A 16,398-nucleotide genomic window follows, 5' to 3' on the forward strand; every position below is an offset into this window, starting at 1 on the left:
CTCAACCTCATGGCAGACGACTACCTCGTACGCATCGGCAAGCTCATCCGTGACGCCCGGCAGCACCGGGGCTGGACACAGTCGCAGCTTGCCGAGGCGCTCGGCACCAGTCAGAGCGCCGTCAATCGCATCGAGCGCGGCAACCAGAACATCAGCCTTGAGATGATCGCCCGAATCGGTGAAGCGCTGGACAGCGAAATCGTCTCTCTGGGCTACGCGGGCCCGATGCATCTGCGGGTGGTCGGCGGTCGCCGGCTGTCCGGCGCGATCGACGTCAAGACGAGCAAGAACGCGTGCGTGGCCCTGCTGTGCGCCTCGCTCCTCAACAAGGGGCGCACGGTGCTGCGCAGGGTCGCCCGCATCGAGGAGGTCTACCGCCTTCTGGAGGTGCTGAGCTCCATCGGGGTGCGCACGCGGTGGATCAACGGCGGCGTCGACCTGGAGCTGATCCCGCCGGCCGAGCTGGACATGGACGCCATCGACGCCGACGCCGCCGTCCGCACGCGCTCGATCATCATGTTCCTCGGTCCGCTGCTGCACCGCATGGACGGCTTCAGGCTGCCGTACGCCGGCGGCTGCGACCTCGGCACCCGGACGATCGAGCCGCACATGATCGCGCTGCGCCGGTTCGGCCTGGACGTCGCCGCGACCGAGGGCCAGTACCACGCCCGGGTCGACCGGGCGGTCCGCCCCGACCGGCCGATCGTGCTGACCGAGCGCGGTGACACCGTGACGGAGAACGCGCTGCTCGCGGCCGCCCGCCACGACGGCGTCACCGTCATCCGCAACGCCTCCTCCAACTACATGGTCCAGGACCTGTGCTTCTTCCTGGAGGCGCTGGGGGTCAGGGTCGAGGGCATCGGCACCACCACCCTCACCGTGCACGGCGTGCCGCACATCGACGTCGACGTCGACTACTCCCCCTCCGAGGACCCGGTCGAGGCGATGAGCCTGCTGGCCGCTGCCGTGGTGACGGAGTCGGAGCTGACGGTGCGCCGGGTGCCGATCGAGTTCCTGGAGATCGAGCTCGCGGTCCTGGAGGAGATGGGGCTCGACCACGACCGTACGCCGGAGTACTTCGCCGACAACGGCCGCACCCGCCTGGTCGACCTCACGGTCCGCCCCTCCAAGCTGGAGGCGCCGATCGACAAGATCCACCCGATGCCGTTCCCGGGCCTGAACATCGACAACGTCCCCTTCTTCGCGGCGATCGCGGCGGTCGCGCAGGGCCAGACCCTCATCCACGACTGGGTCTACGACAACCGCGCGATCTATCTCACGGATCTGAACCGCCTGGGCGGACGCCTCCAACTCCTCGATCCGCACCGGGTGCTGGTCGAGGGCCCGACCCGCTGGCGCGCCGCCGAGATGATGTGCCCGCCGGCCCTGCGCCCCGCGGTGGTCGTCCTGCTGGCGATGATGGCCGCCGACGGCACGTCGGTGCTGCGCAACGTCTATGTCATCAACCGGGGTTACGAGGACCTGGCCGAGCGGCTCAACTCGATCGGCGCGCAGATCGAGATCTTCCGCGACATTTGATGTGCGGATGCCACCTCACCCCGTCTGACCTGCTCCTCAGCGAGTCAGGGAGGGGTGCGGTGGCATCTCTGGGACTTCTCCGGGACTTCTCTGGGACTTCGGGTCGTCGGGATGGCGTTGTCGGTGGGCTCTGCCAGGGTGTGCGTCGTGGAGGAACTGGTGGAGCGTGTCGACGATCAAGATCGAGTGCTGGGGAGGGTAGTCAGCCGCCGGCAAGCCATCCGGGAGGGTTGGCTGCACCGAGTCGCCGTGACGGTGTGTCGTGATGAGCGTGGACGAATCCTCGTCCACCGACGGTCGGAGCAGTTGTCGCGCTTCCCCGGGCTCCACGAGGTCGAGGTCGGTGGCGCGGTGCATGTCGGTGAGTCCTATGAGCAGGCCGCCGCACGAGAGTTGGCCGAGGAGCTGGGCGTTCGTGTGCTGCCGCGCTTGCTGTTCACGTTCCTCAACCGCAGCGGTCTGAGCCCTCACTGGCTCGGCGTGCACGAAGCCGTGGTGACGGATGCCGTGGTCCCCGATCCCGATGAGGTCGCCTGGCATGGCTGGCTGACCGAGCCGGAGCTGACGTCCGCCCTGCTGGAGTGGCGCTTCACCCCCGACAGCCACGAAGCCTTCAGCCGGTATCAGGCGTTCCGGACCGCGCACTCCTGATCGTCAAGTTTTCCCTGCGCATGGCGTGGCCGTTGGACGAACTCGTCGACGGCCGCTCCGATGCCGGCGCGCATCGCGTAGTCCGCCTTCCAGGGAGTGGCTCAGCTCGCCCTGCGGGCAGACGACCTGCTGGCGATCCTTCGCAGGTACTGAAGAGCAACGTGGTCCCAGGCGTGGTCGATGGAACGGGTCGCCGAGTACTACCAGCAGACGGGGAACGCACAGGCCAAGGCGGTCCTCGACAAGTGGGTCCCTCCAGTGGTCGGGCCGGCCCGACACCTGGAACGCCTCAAGTCCCGGCGCCAACAGCCAACTTCACGTCACCGTCGCCGACTACACCAACGACGGCGAAGACGATGGCGAAAGCGCTGCTGGACGGCATGTGGACCAACTACCAGGACAGCCTGACCTTCGCCTCGCTGCGGTCGTTCTGCAAGAGCGACCCGGCCTGGTCGAAGATCGAGGCGGACATCGCCCTGGCCATGGGCTCGTACACGGAACTCCTCGAGCAGCCCCTCGCTGAGACCGCGTGCGCGACCCCGTCACCCGGCGACGGGGCCACCAGCCGGACGGCCTCCGCCCCCTTGGGGGCCCACCTCGCATCACCAGCCGCTTCGGGAAGCACCTCAAGACACCCGAGCCGCCCTCCTTGTCAGGAACATGATCCTCTCCTACAGTCCCAGCGAGTCAAGGGTTTGGGAGCGCTCCCAAACCCTTGCAGAAGCCCTCGCCCCCCACATCCCTCGCGGAGGACCCGCATGCAACCCTCACGCCCCCAAGCCCGCAGGATGCGCGCGCTCTGCGGTGCGCTGCTGACCACGCTCGTCGCCCTGGCCGCGCTGCTGACCGGCGCCACGGACTCCCAGGCCGACACCACAATCTGCGAGGCGTTCGGCACCACCACCATCCAGGGCCGGTACGTCGTGCAGAACAACCGCTGGGGCACCAGCGCGACCCAGTGCATCTCCGTCACGGGCTCGGGATTCAGGGTCACCCAGGCCGACGGCTCGGTTCCGACGAACGGGGCCCCGAAGTCGTACCCGTCCGTGTACAACGGCTGCCACTACACCAACTGCTCGCCCGGCACGAACCTCCCGGCCCGGCTCAGCTCCATCTCGAGCGCGCCCACGGGTATCTCCTACAGCTACGTGAGCGGTGCGGCCTACGATGCCGCCTACGACATCTGGCTGGACCCGACCCCGCGCACCGACGGCGTGAACCGGACCGAGATCATGATCTGGTTCAACCGTGTGGGGTCCGTGCAGCCGGTGGGCTCGCCCGTCGGTTCCGCCACGGTGGCCGGACGCCAGTGGCAGGTGTGGTCCGGCAACAACGGCTCCAACGACGTCCTGTCCTTCGTCGCGCCGTCGGCGATCGACAGCTGGAACTTCGACGTGATGGACTTCGTCCGGCAGACCGTCTCCCGCGGACTCGCGCAGGACAACTGGTACCTGACGAGCATTCAGGCAGGCTTTGAACCGTGGCAGAACGGCGCGGGCCTGGCCGTGAACTCGTTCTCCTCCAGCGTGAACCTCGGCGGCAGCACCCCTGGCGGCCCCGGCACCCCCAGCGGCCCCACCGCATGCAAAGTGACCTACGGCACCAGCGTGTGGCAGGACGGCTTCACCGCCGACGTCACCGTGGCCAACACGGGTTCCTCCCCGGTCGACGGCTGGAAGCTTGCGTTCACGCTGCCCTCCGGGCAGCGAGTCGCCAGCGCCTGGAATGCCACCGTGTCGTCGTCGACGGGATCCGTGACGGCCGCCAACGTCGCGCACAACGCGTCCATCACGCCAGGTGGGCAGGTCTCCTTCGGGTTCCAGGGCACCTACAGCGGCAGCTTCGCCAAGCCGGCCGCCTTCAGCCTCAACGGCACCTCCTGCGCCACCGCGTAACCCACAGGAGGCTTCCTCCGCCCAGGGCCCGTTCGGTCGGCCGACTGCCGCCCCCCGGAAGGCGTGTACATGGTTCCCTCGGCCCGTAAGATCGGCTGTCTCGTGGGGGAGGTGGTCATGGGCACGCGACGCCCCGGCACGCCGACGCTGGAAGAGGTGGCCGCTCACGCCGGGGTGGGGCGGGGCACGGTCTCCCGCGTCATCAACAACGCGACGGGCGTGAAGGAATCGACGCGCCAAGCCGTGCAGCGGGCCATCGAAGAGCTGGGGTATGTCCCCAATCTCGCGGCCCGCTCACTGGCCGGTCAGCGAAGTAATGCCGTCGCTCTCGTCCTGACCGAACCCGACTGGCGCGTGTTCGCGGAGCCCTTCTTCTCTGAGATCGTCCGCTCGCTCGGGGACGCGCTCGCGGACACCGGCATGCAGCTGATGCTGACCCTGGTTCGCTCGGACGCCGATCGGAAGCGCTTCCTGGAGTACGCACGCGGCAGCCGGGTCGACGGAGTTCTCCTGCTGTCCGTGCGCGCCGGGGACCGGCTGCCGGACATGCTCGCCGAGGCGCGGTTGCCGACCGTGATGCTGGGGCGCCGCTCGGGCGACGAGTACGTCAGCTATGTGGACGCGGACAACGTGGGGGGCGCCCGCAGCGCCGTCTCCCACCTCGTGGCACGGGGCCGCAGGACGATCGCCACCATCACCGGGCCACTGGACATGGACGCCGCCCGGTGCAGACTGCGCGGCTATCAGGACGCTCTGACACTGGCCGGCCTGGACAGCGAGAAGTCTCTGGTTGCCGAAAGTGACTTCACGCAGGACAGCGGGCGCCGCGCCATGACCGAACTACTGGAGCGGCACCCGGAGATCGACGGCGTGCTCGCCGCGTCGGACACCACGGCCGCAGGGGCTCTGCAGGCCCTGCGCGCGGCAGGACGACGTGTGCCTCAGGATGTCGCCGTGATCGGCTTCGACGACTTTTCGCTGGCTCAGCGCACAAAGCCCCGGCTCACCACGGTGCGTCAACCACTCGAGGAGATGGGCCGGGCCATGATCCGGCTGCTCCTTGAGGACATGGAGGAGCCGTCCGTGGCCTACCGCCACGTCATCCTCCGTACAGCGCTGGTCGTCCGCGAGTCGGCCTGAGAAACGCCCACCGCGCTCTGCACCGGTCTTGACCGCCCATGGCTCGGGAGCGCTCGGCAACCTTTTCGCCGCGGGTGGCCACTGACCAGTGCACCATCGGCTCGATCCCGAACGGACACGTAATCATGACAACGAGGCAGGTCATGCGGCAACGCAGGCGCCGACGCAGACTCATGCTGGGCGCCACAGTGGCGGTTACCGCCGCGGGTGTCCTCGTGTATCTGGTCATGGCGTTGCTCCCCGGCCACAAGGTCGATGCGGGGCCGGCCGCGGCCACTCCCCTCGTGACCAGCCGGCCAAAGGTCGCCGACACCGTCGGCACGGCGTCTCCGAGCGCGACGTCCAGCCCGTCGTCAAGTCGGAGTGCGAGCAGCTCGGCCAGTCCGAAGGACACAGCAAGCCCAAAGGCGGCGAAGCCCTCGTCCAAGGGCGCCCAGAAGTCCTCGCGCGGATCGACCACTCCCCCGGCAGCGGGGCGGATCCGGCCCCACACGTCGTATCAGGGCGTCGCCACCGCCTACGAGGCCGGTGTCGGGGACGGGGCGTGCCTGTTCGGTCCGAGCCCGGACATGATGATCGCGGCGATGAACACCACCGACTACGAGACCTCCCGGGCCTGCGGAGCGTACGTGCTCGTCCGCGCGGCCAACGGCAGGTCGATCACGGTACGGATCACCAACGAATGCCCTCTGCCCTGCGCACCCGGGCAGATCGACCTCAGCCGGCAGGCCTTCGCCAAACTCGCCGACCTCAAGGTCGGCCGGCTCTCCATCACCTGGAGCCTGGTGAGCCCGAGCTCCATCGGCACGATGTCCATCAGGTACAAGACCGGCTCCAGCGCCTACTGGTGCGGCATCCAGGTGATCGGTCACCGCAACCCGGTCGCGCGCCTGGAGGTCAGCGCCGGGGGCGGCTGGCGGTCGTTGCCCCGCACCAGCTTCAACTACTTCGTCTCCGCTGACGGCAGTGGTTGCGGCAAGGCGATCAGAGTCACCGACCTCTACGGGGAACAGCTGACCGTGAGCGGCCTCGCGGTGCTGCCGAACGTCGCCCAACCGACACGAGTCCAGTTCACCCGACACTGAGCCGTGCCCCGTGCATCTCGAACGTGGGATCGGCGTAGTCGCCCGCCGCGATGGAACGGGCCGAGCGCGTCCGGGCGGCCCGGGAAGAACCGGTTGTACCGCGCGGTGTCGCCTTGCGCGTCGTCGCCGTCGCATGAGAACCGCTGTCCGGCACGGAGTTGACGCGTCGGCTCGGGGATCCCGCGGAGGTGCACGCGGTAGAGGTGCGCGAGCATGGCCCACCATGTTCCGCGGCCCGCGCACGGCACCGGCACCCCATCCGAGGTTCTGGCCACGATGCGTAACGATTCGCCTCTGGGCGCTCTCGCTCCACCAGCACGGCAACCCTGTGTACAGCGACTTCTCACACTCGGTAAGCATCGCCCGCGCCGTGACGGAGCGTCACCCATGCACAATGCGTGATCGGTTTCGCGGAAAACACTCGACACTTCCGGTGGGATTGACCTGTTGAAAAAAGCTCCGCGATGACCGATTCGAGCATTTCTCCCACTCATCTCACTATTCGAGATTTCGTTGGCGAAACTTGACCCCCGGAAAGCGCTCCTTGCATGATCGCCAGCGTCGGTGCCCGGAGTTGGTTTCGCAGGACCACGCGAATTTCATTCGGTATCGCGGCACTGCTAAACAGTAGGGAAACCGGGGGAAATGCATGTGTGGCATCGTTGGTCTTTTCACTGGCTGTACCGCGGTCAGCTACTGCCCCAAGCGGCTGCTGACCAAGGATTCTGAAGTCCCGGTCCCGGACAGCCCGGAATCTGTCGGCAATTATCGCAGCCCTTTCCGTGGCTGGGACAAGCGCGCCTCGGTACGTGCGACTCCCCGGCGAGAACTGCCGGACGAAACCGACGGGCAGTATTTCTTCTCGCCCGACCTGGTCCCCTTGGCACGCCACGAGCTGGTACGGGACCTCCGACCCGAACTGCTCGAACAGATACTGATCCAGCACCTCTACCGTTATCTGGATTTCACGGCGAAACTCGAACAGGTCGTCGTCAATCGCACCGCGCTCGGTATTGCTCAGGGAACAGTGAGCCTGCGCCTCCAGCCGGACATGCGGTTCGACGCCTATCGGATCTACTGCGACGAGGCATACCACGCTCTGTTCTCGGCCGATCTGATGAGACAGACGGAAGCCCGTACCGGTATCGCCCCGCGGCTGCCCGTCGAGCCGTATTTCCTGACCCGGCTGGCGATGATCCAGCAGGAGCACCCCGAGTGGCGGGCGCTGGCCGAGCTGGTCTTCGTGATCGTCTCCGAGACGCTGATCTCGGGCTCGCTCGGCGAGGTCCCGGACGATCCCCGGGTGGTGCCCACCGTTCGCGAAGTGGTGCGGGACCACGCAATGGACGAGGGCCGTCATCACACGTACTTCGCGCTCTTCCTCAAAGAGCTGTGGGCACAGTCGGACCCGACCGAGCGGCGGGTGATCGGGACCCTCGCACCGATGATGGTCGATGCCTTCCTCCGGCCCGATCTGCCCGCCCTGCGCGAGGAGTTGACCGGGTACGGGCTCGACCGGGACACCGTCGAGCAGGTGCTGGCCGAGGTGTTCCCGGAGAGCCTGGTCCGCAAGACCGCCCGGGACGCGTCCCAGCAGACGGTCCAGCACTTCCGACGGCTCGGGGCCCTGGACGACCCCGCGATCCGGGCCGCCTTCGAGACGTACGAACTGGTGTGACGATGAACGCTGTCGACAACGGACACCGCGCGGACACCATCAGTCAGCGGGCCGGCCGACAGATCCGTCGCCGGAACATTCGCCGGATCCGGTATGCGTGAGCGTCGCCCCACGGGACGCCAGCCAGCGGACCACGCCCGCCGTGTAGCCCGGCAACAGCTCCCGCCCGAAGTGCCCCCGGTCCCAGTCCTCCTCCAGGACCAGCGAGGCGTCGATGCACACGTAGACCAGACCGAGGCCGCCGCCTTCCAGAGGCAGGGCGCGAGCCTCGTACATCGGGCCCTCGTACACATCCAGCAGAGCACGCTCGGCAGGGTCCAGATCGGTCAGCAGGCACCCGGCGACCCGGCCCCCGGCCCGGGGCACCAGACCAGGGAAGACACGGTCCCGCAGGGCCGCGTTGCGCCAGCCGGTCACCGCCGCCGGGCGGGACTCGGGAAGCCGTCCCAGCAGGGCCCGCTGCACTTCGCCGAACGACAGGCTGCCGTAGACGAACAAGGGCAGCTCGCGCATCGGTTGATCGGCCATCGGCATCGCTCGCACTCCCGCTTGAAAAGGCAGCCGGTACTTCCTGCCGGAGCCTACGTCGCATGCCCGACACCGCCGGGCACCACCCCATCAGAAGGAGACCCCGCGTGACCACCGCCGCCCGTCCCGACGCCCCCCGTGCAACCGGCGGAGTCGCCTACGACCTCATCGACGCCGCCCTGCGCGCCGTACCCGAGTACCAGCGCTTCCGCGGCGGTCTGCTGAGCCGTGCCGCATACTCCTCCTGGCTGGGCTCCGGTCACCTGAGCCCCGAGGAAGTCGGGCTGAACGAGGACCAGTTCAATCTCTCCACCCGGTTCCCCGTGGACGAGCGCGCCTTCGTCGCGCAGGTTCTCGAGGGACTGGAGCAGGACGGCGTGATCGCCTCCACGGACTATCCGGAGGACGAGTTCGAGGCGCTCCGGAAGCGCGTCGCCGAGCAGTTCGCGCACGAGGACCGCGCCACCTACATCTTCCCGGAAGAGGCCCGGCTGCTCTTCGCGCTCTGCCATCTGCTGGCTCCCCGCCGCACCGTCTTCCCCGGCTCGTACTACGGCTACTGGGCGGTCTGGGCGCTGCCCGGCATCCACGCGGCCGGCGGCACCGCCACCCTGATCGACATCGACCCCGGCACCATGGCGCTGGCCGAACGCAACCTCACCGCCCTCGGTCTCGCCGACGGAGTCGAGTTCGCCACCACCGACGCCATCGCTCACGGCCGCACCCTCGACCCGGTCGACCTGTGCGTGCTGGACGCCGAGGGCCCGGCCCCGCATCGCGCCCCCGAGGGCATGGACCCGGACCTGATCGACAAGGCGATCTACTTCCCGATCATGGAGGCCACCACCCCCGCCCTGCGGCCCGGCGGCCTGCTGGTCGCCCACAACATGCTGCTCAGCAACCTCACCGAGAACCGCTACTTCGCCGGCCGCATCGCCAACAACCAGGCCCAGTACGCCCGTTTCCAGGGCCACCTGGACACCCATTACGACCTTCAGCGGCTGATCCCCAGTTCCGAGGGCGTCGGCATCTACCGCCGTCGCACCGACGCCGTCCTCGGGGAGGCCTCCCGATGAGCACCCCCGTCCTGCGGCCGCTGACCGAGGCCGATCTTCCTGAGGTACTGTCGACCCTCAACCACGCCATCCGGCACACCGACGCCACCATGGACCATGACGAGAAGGCCCTCGACGACCTGCACGGCTGGCTGGCTGCCCACCATGGCCGCTACCCCGCCCTGGCCGCCGAGCAGGACGGGCGGCTCGCCGGGTACGGCACCCTCAGTCCGTTCGCCTCGCGCAAGGGCTATCTGGCCAGCGCCGAGATCTCGGTCTACCTCTCGCCCGACGCGCGTGGCCGGGGTGTCGGCTCGGCCCTGTGCGTCCGGCTCACCGAACTGGCCGAGCAGGCCGGTATGTCCACGGTGATCGCCTTCATCTCCTCCGGCAACGAGCCCTCCCGCCGCATGGTGCTGCGCGCCGGCTACCGCCACGAGGGCGTCCTGCGCCAGGTCGGCTACAAGCTCGGCCACCTGACCGACCTGGACATCTTCCAGCGCACCTTCCCCGCCAACTGCGCCCGCTACGACGGCACCCCGCTCGACGACCTGCTCGCCGCCCACACCCCCGCGAAGGAGCCCGCCCGATGACCGCCCAGCCCCCCACCGCCCCGGACTCCGGCGGGTCTGCCGCCTACGACCGTCATGTCGCCTCCCAGCCCGAGGCCGTGGCCGCTCTCCTGGGGACCCCGGTCCCGGTCCTGGACCCCGCGCGTCCCCTGGTGTTCACCGGCATCGGCACCTCTCTGCACGCCTGCCGGACCGCCGCCGCCTGGGTCCGGCTGCTGACCGGCGGACGGGTACGGCCCGCCGCGCTCGACGCCCACGACCTGGCCCTCACCGAGGGCATCACCACCGCCGACCAGATCGTGGTGGTCAGTCACCGGGGCACCAAGGCCTGCCCCAACGACGTGCTCCGCCGCGCCGCCGAAGCCGGTGCCACCACGGTCGCCATCACCGGCGAGGGCCCGGCCGAACCCGTCGCCGACACCGTCCTGCGCACCTGCCCCCAGGAGGCGGCCAGCACCCACACGGTCTCCTACACCACCGCGCTGACCCTGCTCGGCCGGCTCGTCGCCACCGCCCTCGGCGAAGCGGGCGCCCCGCTGGCCGCGGCGCTCGGTCAGGTCCCCGAGGCACTGTCCCGCACCCTGGAACTGCCCGTCGCGCCGGAGGCCGTGGACGCCCTGGCCGACGCCGCCGGACCGGTCCTGGTCACCGGCACCGGACTGGACGCGATCACCGCCGCCGAGGCCGCGCTGAAGATCAAGGAAGGCACCTACCGCTGGGCCGAGGCCCTGCACACCGAGTTCGCCCTGCACGGCACCCCCGCCGTCTTCTCCGCGACCACCGCCGGCTTCCTCCTGCGCCCCGCCGGACCCGACGCCGGCCGCACCGCCGACCTGGAACGGGTCCTGCGCGCCCTGGGCGCCCCCGTCCACCACTGCGCCGACGATCCCGACGCCGCGCTTCCCTTCGCCGCCGTGCCCGAGCTCGCACGTCCGCTGGTGTCGGTCGTCCCCTTCCAGCGGCTGGTCTCGCTGGCCGCCGCCCGCACCGGCGCCAGCCCCGATCTCACCCACCTGGAGGCGGAGCCCTGGGCCTCGGCCATCCGGTCGGTGAAGCTGTGACGCCCGGACCGTCCACGGCACCGGAGCAGGCAGTGGCGGAGACCGCGGCGGCGCACGGCACCGCCGCTGCCGTCACCGAGGCATATCTCCGCGACCCCCGGCTCGCCGACGCCGTCCAGGAGACCGTCTATCCCCCGGCCTTCCAGGAGTGCTGGGGGGCACGCATGCTCTCACGGCCGCTCTTCGTGGACGGTCCTGAGCTGAGCCGTGCCGCGGCCGACGTCCAGGACCTGTTCGCGCTCCTGGTCTCGCTGCCGCAGCGCCTGTTCGGCGGGGACACGGCCCGGTACTGCGATGCCCTGGGTATCGCCCCCGACCGGGCAGCGGTGATCTCCCGTTTCGCCGACGCCCCCGGTCGGGCCACCCGTTACGGACGCGCCGACCTGTACCACGACGGCAGCGGCTTCAAGCTGCTGGAGTTCAACATAGCCAGCGACCTGGGCGGCACCGACCGCTCCCAGATGCAGCAGGCCCTTCTCACCCACCCCGCGTTCGCGGCCTTCGCCGCCGAGCACGGGCTGGAGCACGTCCACACCGGCGAACGCATAGCCGTCGCCCTGCGCGAGGCGGCCCTTCCCCTCACCGGTGGGGTTCGAGAGCCCCGTATCGGCCTGGTCTGCGCCCCGGGAGGGCTGGCCGCCTTCGGTCATCTGCTGCTCGCGTTCGCCGAGATGACGCGGGGGCTCGGCCTGCCCCTCGCTCTCGGCGAACTCGACGCCCTCACCGAGCAGGGTGGTCGGCTCTGCCTCGACGGCGATCCCGTCGACGTCGTCCTGCGCTTCTTCACCGTCGACGACCTCTGTGCCGACCCGGCCTCCGCCGCCCGCGCCGAACTCGCCTTCCGCGCCCACGAAGAGGGCCGCGCCGTCCTGTGGACGCCCATGGACAGCTCCCTCTACTCCAACAAGGGCGCCCTCGCGCTGCTCTCCGATCCCGCCACGCCGTTCTCCGACGCCGAGCGCGCCCTCGCCGACCGTCTTCTCCCGTGGACCCGGCTCCTCGCCGACGGCCCGCCCACGCCCGGCCCGGCCTCCGGTGAAACCGTCACCGATCTGCTGTCCTTCTGCCGGGAACACCGCACCGAGCTCCTCCTCAAGCCGCTGCGTGACTTCGGCGGCACCGGAGTGATCCCCGGCTGGGAATGCGAACCGGATCACTGGGCGCGCCTCCTCCGGGACCGTGTGTCCGACGCCGGCGCCCCCCTCACCGGCCTGGGCAACCGCTGGATCGTCCAGCGCCGCGTCCTGCCCCGCACCGAGCCCGTCCTCGACCCCGACACCGGCGCCCGCTCGCCCTGGGTCGCGGCCTGGGGCCTGTTCCTCACTCCGCAGGGCTATGCCGGCACCGACGTGCGGGCCGCCCCCGCCGCCGCTTCCGCCGTCGTCAACTACGGCTCCAACCCGCTGACCCGCACCACCGGCGTCTTCACCGTGGGAACCGCGCGGTGAGCTGTCTCACAGACACCCTCCCCACCGCTCGGAAGGATCACTGTCATGAGCACTGAGCCGACCGTCGCGCCGACCACCGTGCGCGCGTTCTCCCGGGCCGCCGACCTCCCCCGCGCCGACTGGGCCGAACTGCTGCGGCCCGAGGACCTCTTCCTCGGGGAGCGCTGGCTGGCCGTCGCGGAACGGACCGCGGGCTGCCCGATGACCTATCTGCTGGCCGACGAGAACGGCCGCCCGGTCGCCGGGCTCGCCACCGCCCTGGCCGACGACACCGCGCCCTGGGTCCTCGGCCGCCCGGACACGATGCTTCAGGCCAGTGCCGAGGCCGGTCGCGAGGGTGCCGCCGAGATCCTCTCGGCGCTGCCCGCGAGCCCGGCCGAGAGCCTGCTGCCCACGCTCGTGTGCGGAGGGCGGCACATGGGGCGCAGCCGGGTGCCGCGGCTCGCCGGCACCGGCCGGGACCAGGTGGAGGCGCTGGTCGCCGAGGCCGAACGGCTCGCCGCCGAACAGGGTGCGGCGTCGGTGGCGTACCCCTTTGTGGAGGCCGGCGACACCCTGCTGCGGGAGATCCTCGGCAACCGCGGCTATGTGAGCCACGAGTCGGGCCGCTACAGCTCGCTGCGGGTCGGCCCCGGCGGCTTCGACGACTATCTGACCCTGGTCTCCGCGCGCCGCCGCCGCCGGATCCTCACCGAGCGGCGCCGGGTGCGGGAGGCCGGCGTAGAGCTGCGGATCGAGCCGCTGAGCGCCGGCCTCGTGCCCCGGCTCGGCGCGTTGGAGGCGCAGCTGATGGCCAAGTACGGCCACAGCTGGACGGCCGGGCAGACCGAGCAGGTGCTGCACGAGATGATCGCCGCGTTCGGCACCGACGCCCAGGTGGCGCTGGCGGTCGGCGACGGCGACATCCGGGGCTTCGGGACCCTGCTGCGGTTCGGCACCCACTGGTACGCGCGTCAGGCGGGCTTCGACTACGCCTACCAGGACCGGCTCCCGCTGTACTTCGAGACCCTCTACTACTTCCCCGTCGAGGCCGCGGCCCGGCTCGGGATCGAAGCCATCCACTACGGCCTGGGCAGCGAGGAGGCCAAGCTCTCCCGCGGCTGCACGGCCGAGACCCAGTACTCCTATCTGCTGCCGCTGGCACGACGTCCGAGGAACACCCATGTCTGACACCCGGCCCGACGGGCCCCTGATCGCCGTGGTCGAGACCGGGCGAGGTGAGTACGGCCTCCAGCCCCTGCTGCGCGCCCGCGAGCTGGGGCTGCGCCCGATCCTCGTCACCGACGACCTCAGCCGCTACGCGACCTCCGAGGCCGCGCGCTCCCTCATCGAGCAGACCGTGCACGCGATCGTGGACGCCGACACCCGGGACAGCGCCTCCGTCACCGAGGCGCTGCGCCCGTACGCGGAGCAGGGCACCCTCGCCGGAGTCCTCGCGGTCATCGACTACTACGTACCCGTGGTCGCCGAGACCGCCCGCCGGCTCGGCCTGCCCGGCCTCGACCCCGAGGCCGCGCGGACCGCCCGCAACAAGCTGCGCACCCGCGAGGTCTGCGCCGAACTCGGCGTCCCTGCACCGCGGTTCAGCCGCGCGATGACCCGCGAGGAAGCGGTCGCCGCCGCCGGGTCGATCGGCTTCCCCTGTGTCGTCAAGCCGCTCACCGAGTCCGCGAGCATCGGGGTGCGGCTGTGCCGCGACACCGACGAGGTCCTCGCGCAGTACGACGAGCTGACGGCGTCCCCCGTCGACATGCGCGGCATGGCGAAGCCGGGCGGTGTGCTGGTGGAGGAGTATCTGACGGGCTACGAGCTGAGCGTGGAGGTGCTCACCACCGCCAAGGGGCCCCAGGTCGTCGGCGTCACCGACAAGGGACTCACCGCGCACCCGTACTTCGTGGAGACCGGTGAGACGTTCCCGACCCAGCTTCCCGATTCCGTGCGCGATGAGGTGACCCGGGCCGCGCTCGACGCGCTCAAGGCGATCGGCCACGATTTCGGTGCCGCGCATGTGGAGATCAAGGTGACCCCCGACGGGCCCCGCCTGGTGGAGATCAACGCCCGGATGGGCGGCGCCCAGATCGGCCGGATCATCCACGAGGCCACCGGCCTCGACCTGCTGCGGGAGGTCGTCCGGCTGCACGTCGGCCAGGAGCCCGAGGTCGTGGTGGAGCACACCGGAGCCGCCGCCTCCCGCTATCTGACGGCGGCCGAGGAGGGCGTACTGCGGGGGTTCGAGGGCGAGGATCTGGTACGGCGGCTGCCGGGCGTGTGCGCCGTCGACCTGTACGCGGCCCCGGGCAGCGAGGTGCGCCGGGCACGCAGCAACGCCGACGTCCTCGGCCATGTGGTCGTCCGCGCGGACACTCCCGCCGAGGCGGCCCGCTGGGCGGACACCGCGGCCGTCATGCTGACACCTGCCGTCGACGCGCCGTGCTGAACCGACTGCGCCAGGCCCTGCCCACGGGCCCCGGGGTGCCTGCCTTCGCGGGCGCCACGTTCGTCAACTCCGTGGGCATGGGCATCTATTACCCGTTCTCCCTGCTGTTCTTCCAGTCGGTCCTGGGCACCTCGCTGACCCGGATCGGCGCCGCGCTCACCGTGGCCGCGCTGCTCGCCCTGCCGCTGCTGCCGTACGTGGGGCGGCTGATCGACCGGTTCGGCCCCCGGCAGGTGCTCCTGGTCAGCACGGTGGTGCGGGCGTCCGCGTTCGCCGGGTATCTCCTGGTGGACTCGTTCTGGCCGTTCCTGGTGCTGAGCGTGCTCGTCGCGCTGACCATGCGCACCGAGCAGGCGGCCACCCCGGCGCTGGCGAAGGTCCTGGCGGGCGAGGAGCCGCCGGGACGCTGGATGGCACTGTCCCGGGCGCTGTTCAACGCCGGGTTCGGGCTCGGCGCGCTCGCGGCGGGTCTGACCGCGTCCGCGTCACCGGAGGTGCTGCACGGGGTGGGGGCGGGCAACGCCGTGTGCATCGCGCTCGCCGCCCTGCTGTACACCGCACTGCCCAGGTCCCGCCCGGCCGGGACCGGGACCGGATCCGACCCGGCGGACAAGACGCGGCCCTGGCGCAACCGCCGGTTCTGCGGGGTGGTCGCCGCGGGCGCCGGTCTGTGGATCATCGCGGTGAGCGTGGAGGTGGCGCTGCCGGTGCACCTGGTGCGCGACGTCGGCGCGCCCGCGTGGACGACGAGTGTGCTGTTCGCCCTCAACACGGTGGTCCTGGCCGTGTTCCAGGTCCCCGTGGCGCACCGGGTGGAGCGGGTGCGGCCCGCCGTCCTGGTCGCGGTGGGCGCGGTCCTGCACATCGCCATGCCCGCCGCCCTCGCCGCCGCGGCACACCTCGCGCCGACGCCCCGCACCGTCGCCCTGATCGCCGCCATGGTGATCTACACGGTCGGCGAACTCCTGGCCTCCCAGGCCGTACTGACCCTGCTGACAGCGCTGTCCCCGGACGCGCGCCGTGGCTCCTACCTGGCGTTCAACCAGCTGTTCATCGGCCTGGCCAACGCGATGACACCGCTCCTCGTCACCAGTGCCCTGGACCACGGGGCGAACACCCTGTGGTGGCTGCTGACGGGCTGCGCTCTGGCGGTGGCGGTGCTGATGACCGGCACGGTGCGCGGGGTACCGGCGGAACGGGGCGCGCCGGAACGCGGCGCGGCTGAACGGGACTTGGCGGACGGTGACGGTGACCTGCCGGGGACACCTCCCCGGACCCCCGGCGACGACCTGACCGCACGGCCTTGAAG

At 70.4% G+C, this 16,398-nt stretch carries 14 protein-coding genes and 1 pseudogene; 14 read left to right on the forward strand and 1 reads right to left on the reverse strand.

Features of this window, described 5'->3' with window-relative positions:
- Positions 1 to 9 precede the first annotated feature (9 nt).
- From ACFYZ8_RS23390 to ACFYZ8_RS23420, 7 genes and pseudogenes are all read left to right on the forward strand, one after another.
- Complete coding sequence (locus ACFYZ8_RS23390) at positions 10 to 1,539, forward strand: helix-turn-helix domain-containing protein (RefSeq protein WP_388537202.1); 1,530 nt, start codon at positions 10 to 12, stop codon at positions 1,537 to 1,539.
- 111 nt (positions 1,540 to 1,650) lie between these two features.
- Complete coding sequence (locus ACFYZ8_RS23395; protein WP_388537204.1) at positions 1,651 to 2,190, forward strand: NUDIX hydrolase; 540 nt, start codon at positions 1,651 to 1,653, stop codon at positions 2,188 to 2,190.
- A 168-nt stretch (positions 2,191 to 2,358) separates the two neighbouring features.
- Positions 2,359 to 2,699 (forward strand): annotated as a pseudogene (locus ACFYZ8_RS23400) (glycoside hydrolase family 48 protein); the annotation flags it as partial.
- A gap of 249 nt (positions 2,700 to 2,948) precedes the next feature.
- Entirely contained in the window at positions 2,949 to 4,085 is a 1,137-nt protein-coding gene (locus ACFYZ8_RS23405; protein WP_388537205.1) for a cellulose binding domain-containing protein, read from the forward strand.
- Positions 4,086 to 4,202: 117 nt separating this feature from the next.
- Complete coding sequence (locus ACFYZ8_RS23410) at positions 4,203 to 5,225, forward strand: LacI family DNA-binding transcriptional regulator (protein ID WP_388537206.1); 1,023 nt, start codon at positions 4,203 to 4,205, stop codon at positions 5,223 to 5,225.
- Between the two features lie 125 nt (positions 5,226 to 5,350).
- Positions 5,351 to 6,310: an expansin EXLX1 family cellulose-binding protein gene (locus tag ACFYZ8_RS23415; protein WP_388537208.1), complete on the forward strand. Its 960-nt coding sequence runs from the start codon at positions 5,351 to 5,353 to the stop codon at positions 6,308 to 6,310.
- 649 nt (positions 6,311 to 6,959) lie between these two features.
- Complete coding sequence (locus ACFYZ8_RS23420) at positions 6,960 to 7,988, forward strand: diiron oxygenase (protein WP_388537210.1); 1,029 nt, start codon at positions 6,960 to 6,962, stop codon at positions 7,986 to 7,988.
- Between the two features lie 39 nt (positions 7,989 to 8,027).
- On the opposite strand, the gene ACFYZ8_RS23425 is transcribed toward ACFYZ8_RS23420, so the two are convergent.
- Positions 8,028 to 8,516, reverse strand: a complete 489-nt coding sequence (locus ACFYZ8_RS23425; RefSeq protein ID WP_359028960.1) for a gamma-glutamylcyclotransferase family protein — start codon at positions 8,514 to 8,516, stop codon at positions 8,028 to 8,030.
- 107 nt (positions 8,517 to 8,623) lie between these two features.
- Here ACFYZ8_RS23425 and ACFYZ8_RS23430 point away from each other — a divergent pair, with 107 nt between their 5' ends.
- The 7 genes from ACFYZ8_RS23430 to ACFYZ8_RS23460 are packed head-to-tail and all read left to right on the forward strand — an operon-like array spanning position 8,624 to position 16,396.
- Entirely contained in the window at positions 8,624 to 9,592 is a 969-nt protein-coding gene (locus tag ACFYZ8_RS23430; protein ID WP_359028961.1) for a hypothetical protein, read from the forward strand.
- On the forward strand, positions 9,589 to 10,164 hold the full coding sequence (locus ACFYZ8_RS23435) for an N-acetyltransferase family protein (protein ID WP_359028962.1): 576 nt from the start codon (positions 9,589 to 9,591) through the stop codon (positions 10,162 to 10,164). The genes ACFYZ8_RS23430 and ACFYZ8_RS23435 overlap by 4 nt, the downstream gene beginning before the upstream one ends.
- Complete coding sequence (locus tag ACFYZ8_RS23440; protein WP_388537213.1) at positions 10,161 to 11,204, forward strand: SIS domain-containing protein; 1,044 nt, start codon at positions 10,161 to 10,163, stop codon at positions 11,202 to 11,204. The genes ACFYZ8_RS23435 and ACFYZ8_RS23440 overlap by 4 nt, the downstream gene beginning before the upstream one ends.
- A 32-nt stretch (positions 11,205 to 11,236) precedes the next feature.
- Positions 11,237 to 12,652, forward strand: coding sequence for a hypothetical protein (locus tag ACFYZ8_RS23445; RefSeq protein ID WP_388537215.1), 1,416 nt, complete (start codon positions 11,237 to 11,239; stop codon positions 12,650 to 12,652).
- 45 nt (positions 12,653 to 12,697) lie between these two features.
- Entirely contained in the window at positions 12,698 to 13,822 is a 1,125-nt protein-coding gene (locus ACFYZ8_RS23450) for a GNAT family N-acetyltransferase (RefSeq protein WP_389050091.1), read from the forward strand.
- Complete coding sequence (locus tag ACFYZ8_RS23455) at positions 13,815 to 15,089, forward strand: ATP-grasp domain-containing protein (protein WP_388537216.1); 1,275 nt, start codon at positions 13,815 to 13,817, stop codon at positions 15,087 to 15,089. The genes ACFYZ8_RS23450 and ACFYZ8_RS23455 overlap by 8 nt, the downstream gene beginning before the upstream one ends.
- Positions 15,083 to 16,396 carry an MFS transporter gene (locus ACFYZ8_RS23460; protein WP_388537217.1) on the forward strand — a complete coding sequence of 438 codons (1,314 nt, stop codon included), beginning with the start codon at positions 15,083 to 15,085 and terminating at the stop codon, positions 16,394 to 16,396. The genes ACFYZ8_RS23455 and ACFYZ8_RS23460 overlap by 7 nt, the downstream gene beginning before the upstream one ends.
- The last annotated feature ends 2 nt before the right edge of the window (positions 16,397 to 16,398 follow it).

The sequence above is a fragment of the Streptomyces sp. NPDC001668 genome, from assembly GCF_042893155.1.
In the GTDB taxonomy this organism is placed as follows: Bacteria; Actinomycetota; Actinomycetes; order Streptomycetales; family Streptomycetaceae; genus Streptomyces.

Bases quoted from the DNA above. Each gene is read 5' to 3' on its own strand.
- ACFYZ8_RS23395 (WP_388537204.1), top strand. From the start codon at position 1,651: ATGGCGTTGTCGGTGGGCTCTGCCAGGGTGTGCGTCGTGGAGGAACTG.
- ACFYZ8_RS23390 (WP_388537202.1), top strand. From the start codon at position 10: ATGGCAGACGACTACCTCGTACGCATCGGCAAGCTCATCCGTGACGCC.
- ACFYZ8_RS23420 (WP_388537210.1), top strand. From the start codon at position 6,960: ATGTGTGGCATCGTTGGTCTTTTCACTGGCTGTACCGCGGTCAGCTAC.
- ACFYZ8_RS23440 (WP_388537213.1), top strand. From the start codon at position 10,161: ATGACCGCCCAGCCCCCCACCGCCCCGGACTCCGGCGGGTCTGCCGCC.
- ACFYZ8_RS23425 (WP_359028960.1), bottom strand. From the start codon at position 8,516: ATGGCCGATCAACCGATGCGCGAGCTGCCCTTGTTCGTCTACGGCAGC.
- ACFYZ8_RS23415 (WP_388537208.1), top strand. From the start codon at position 5,351: ATGACAACGAGGCAGGTCATGCGGCAACGCAGGCGCCGACGCAGACTC.
- ACFYZ8_RS23410 (WP_388537206.1), top strand. From the start codon at position 4,203: ATGGGCACGCGACGCCCCGGCACGCCGACGCTGGAAGAGGTGGCCGCT.
- ACFYZ8_RS23455 (WP_388537216.1), top strand. From the start codon at position 13,815: ATGTCTGACACCCGGCCCGACGGGCCCCTGATCGCCGTGGTCGAGACC.
- ACFYZ8_RS23435 (WP_359028962.1), top strand. From the start codon at position 9,589: ATGAGCACCCCCGTCCTGCGGCCGCTGACCGAGGCCGATCTTCCTGAG.
- ACFYZ8_RS23450 (WP_389050091.1), top strand. From the start codon at position 12,698: ATGAGCACTGAGCCGACCGTCGCGCCGACCACCGTGCGCGCGTTCTCC.
- ACFYZ8_RS23405 (WP_388537205.1), top strand. From the start codon at position 2,949: ATGCAACCCTCACGCCCCCAAGCCCGCAGGATGCGCGCGCTCTGCGGT.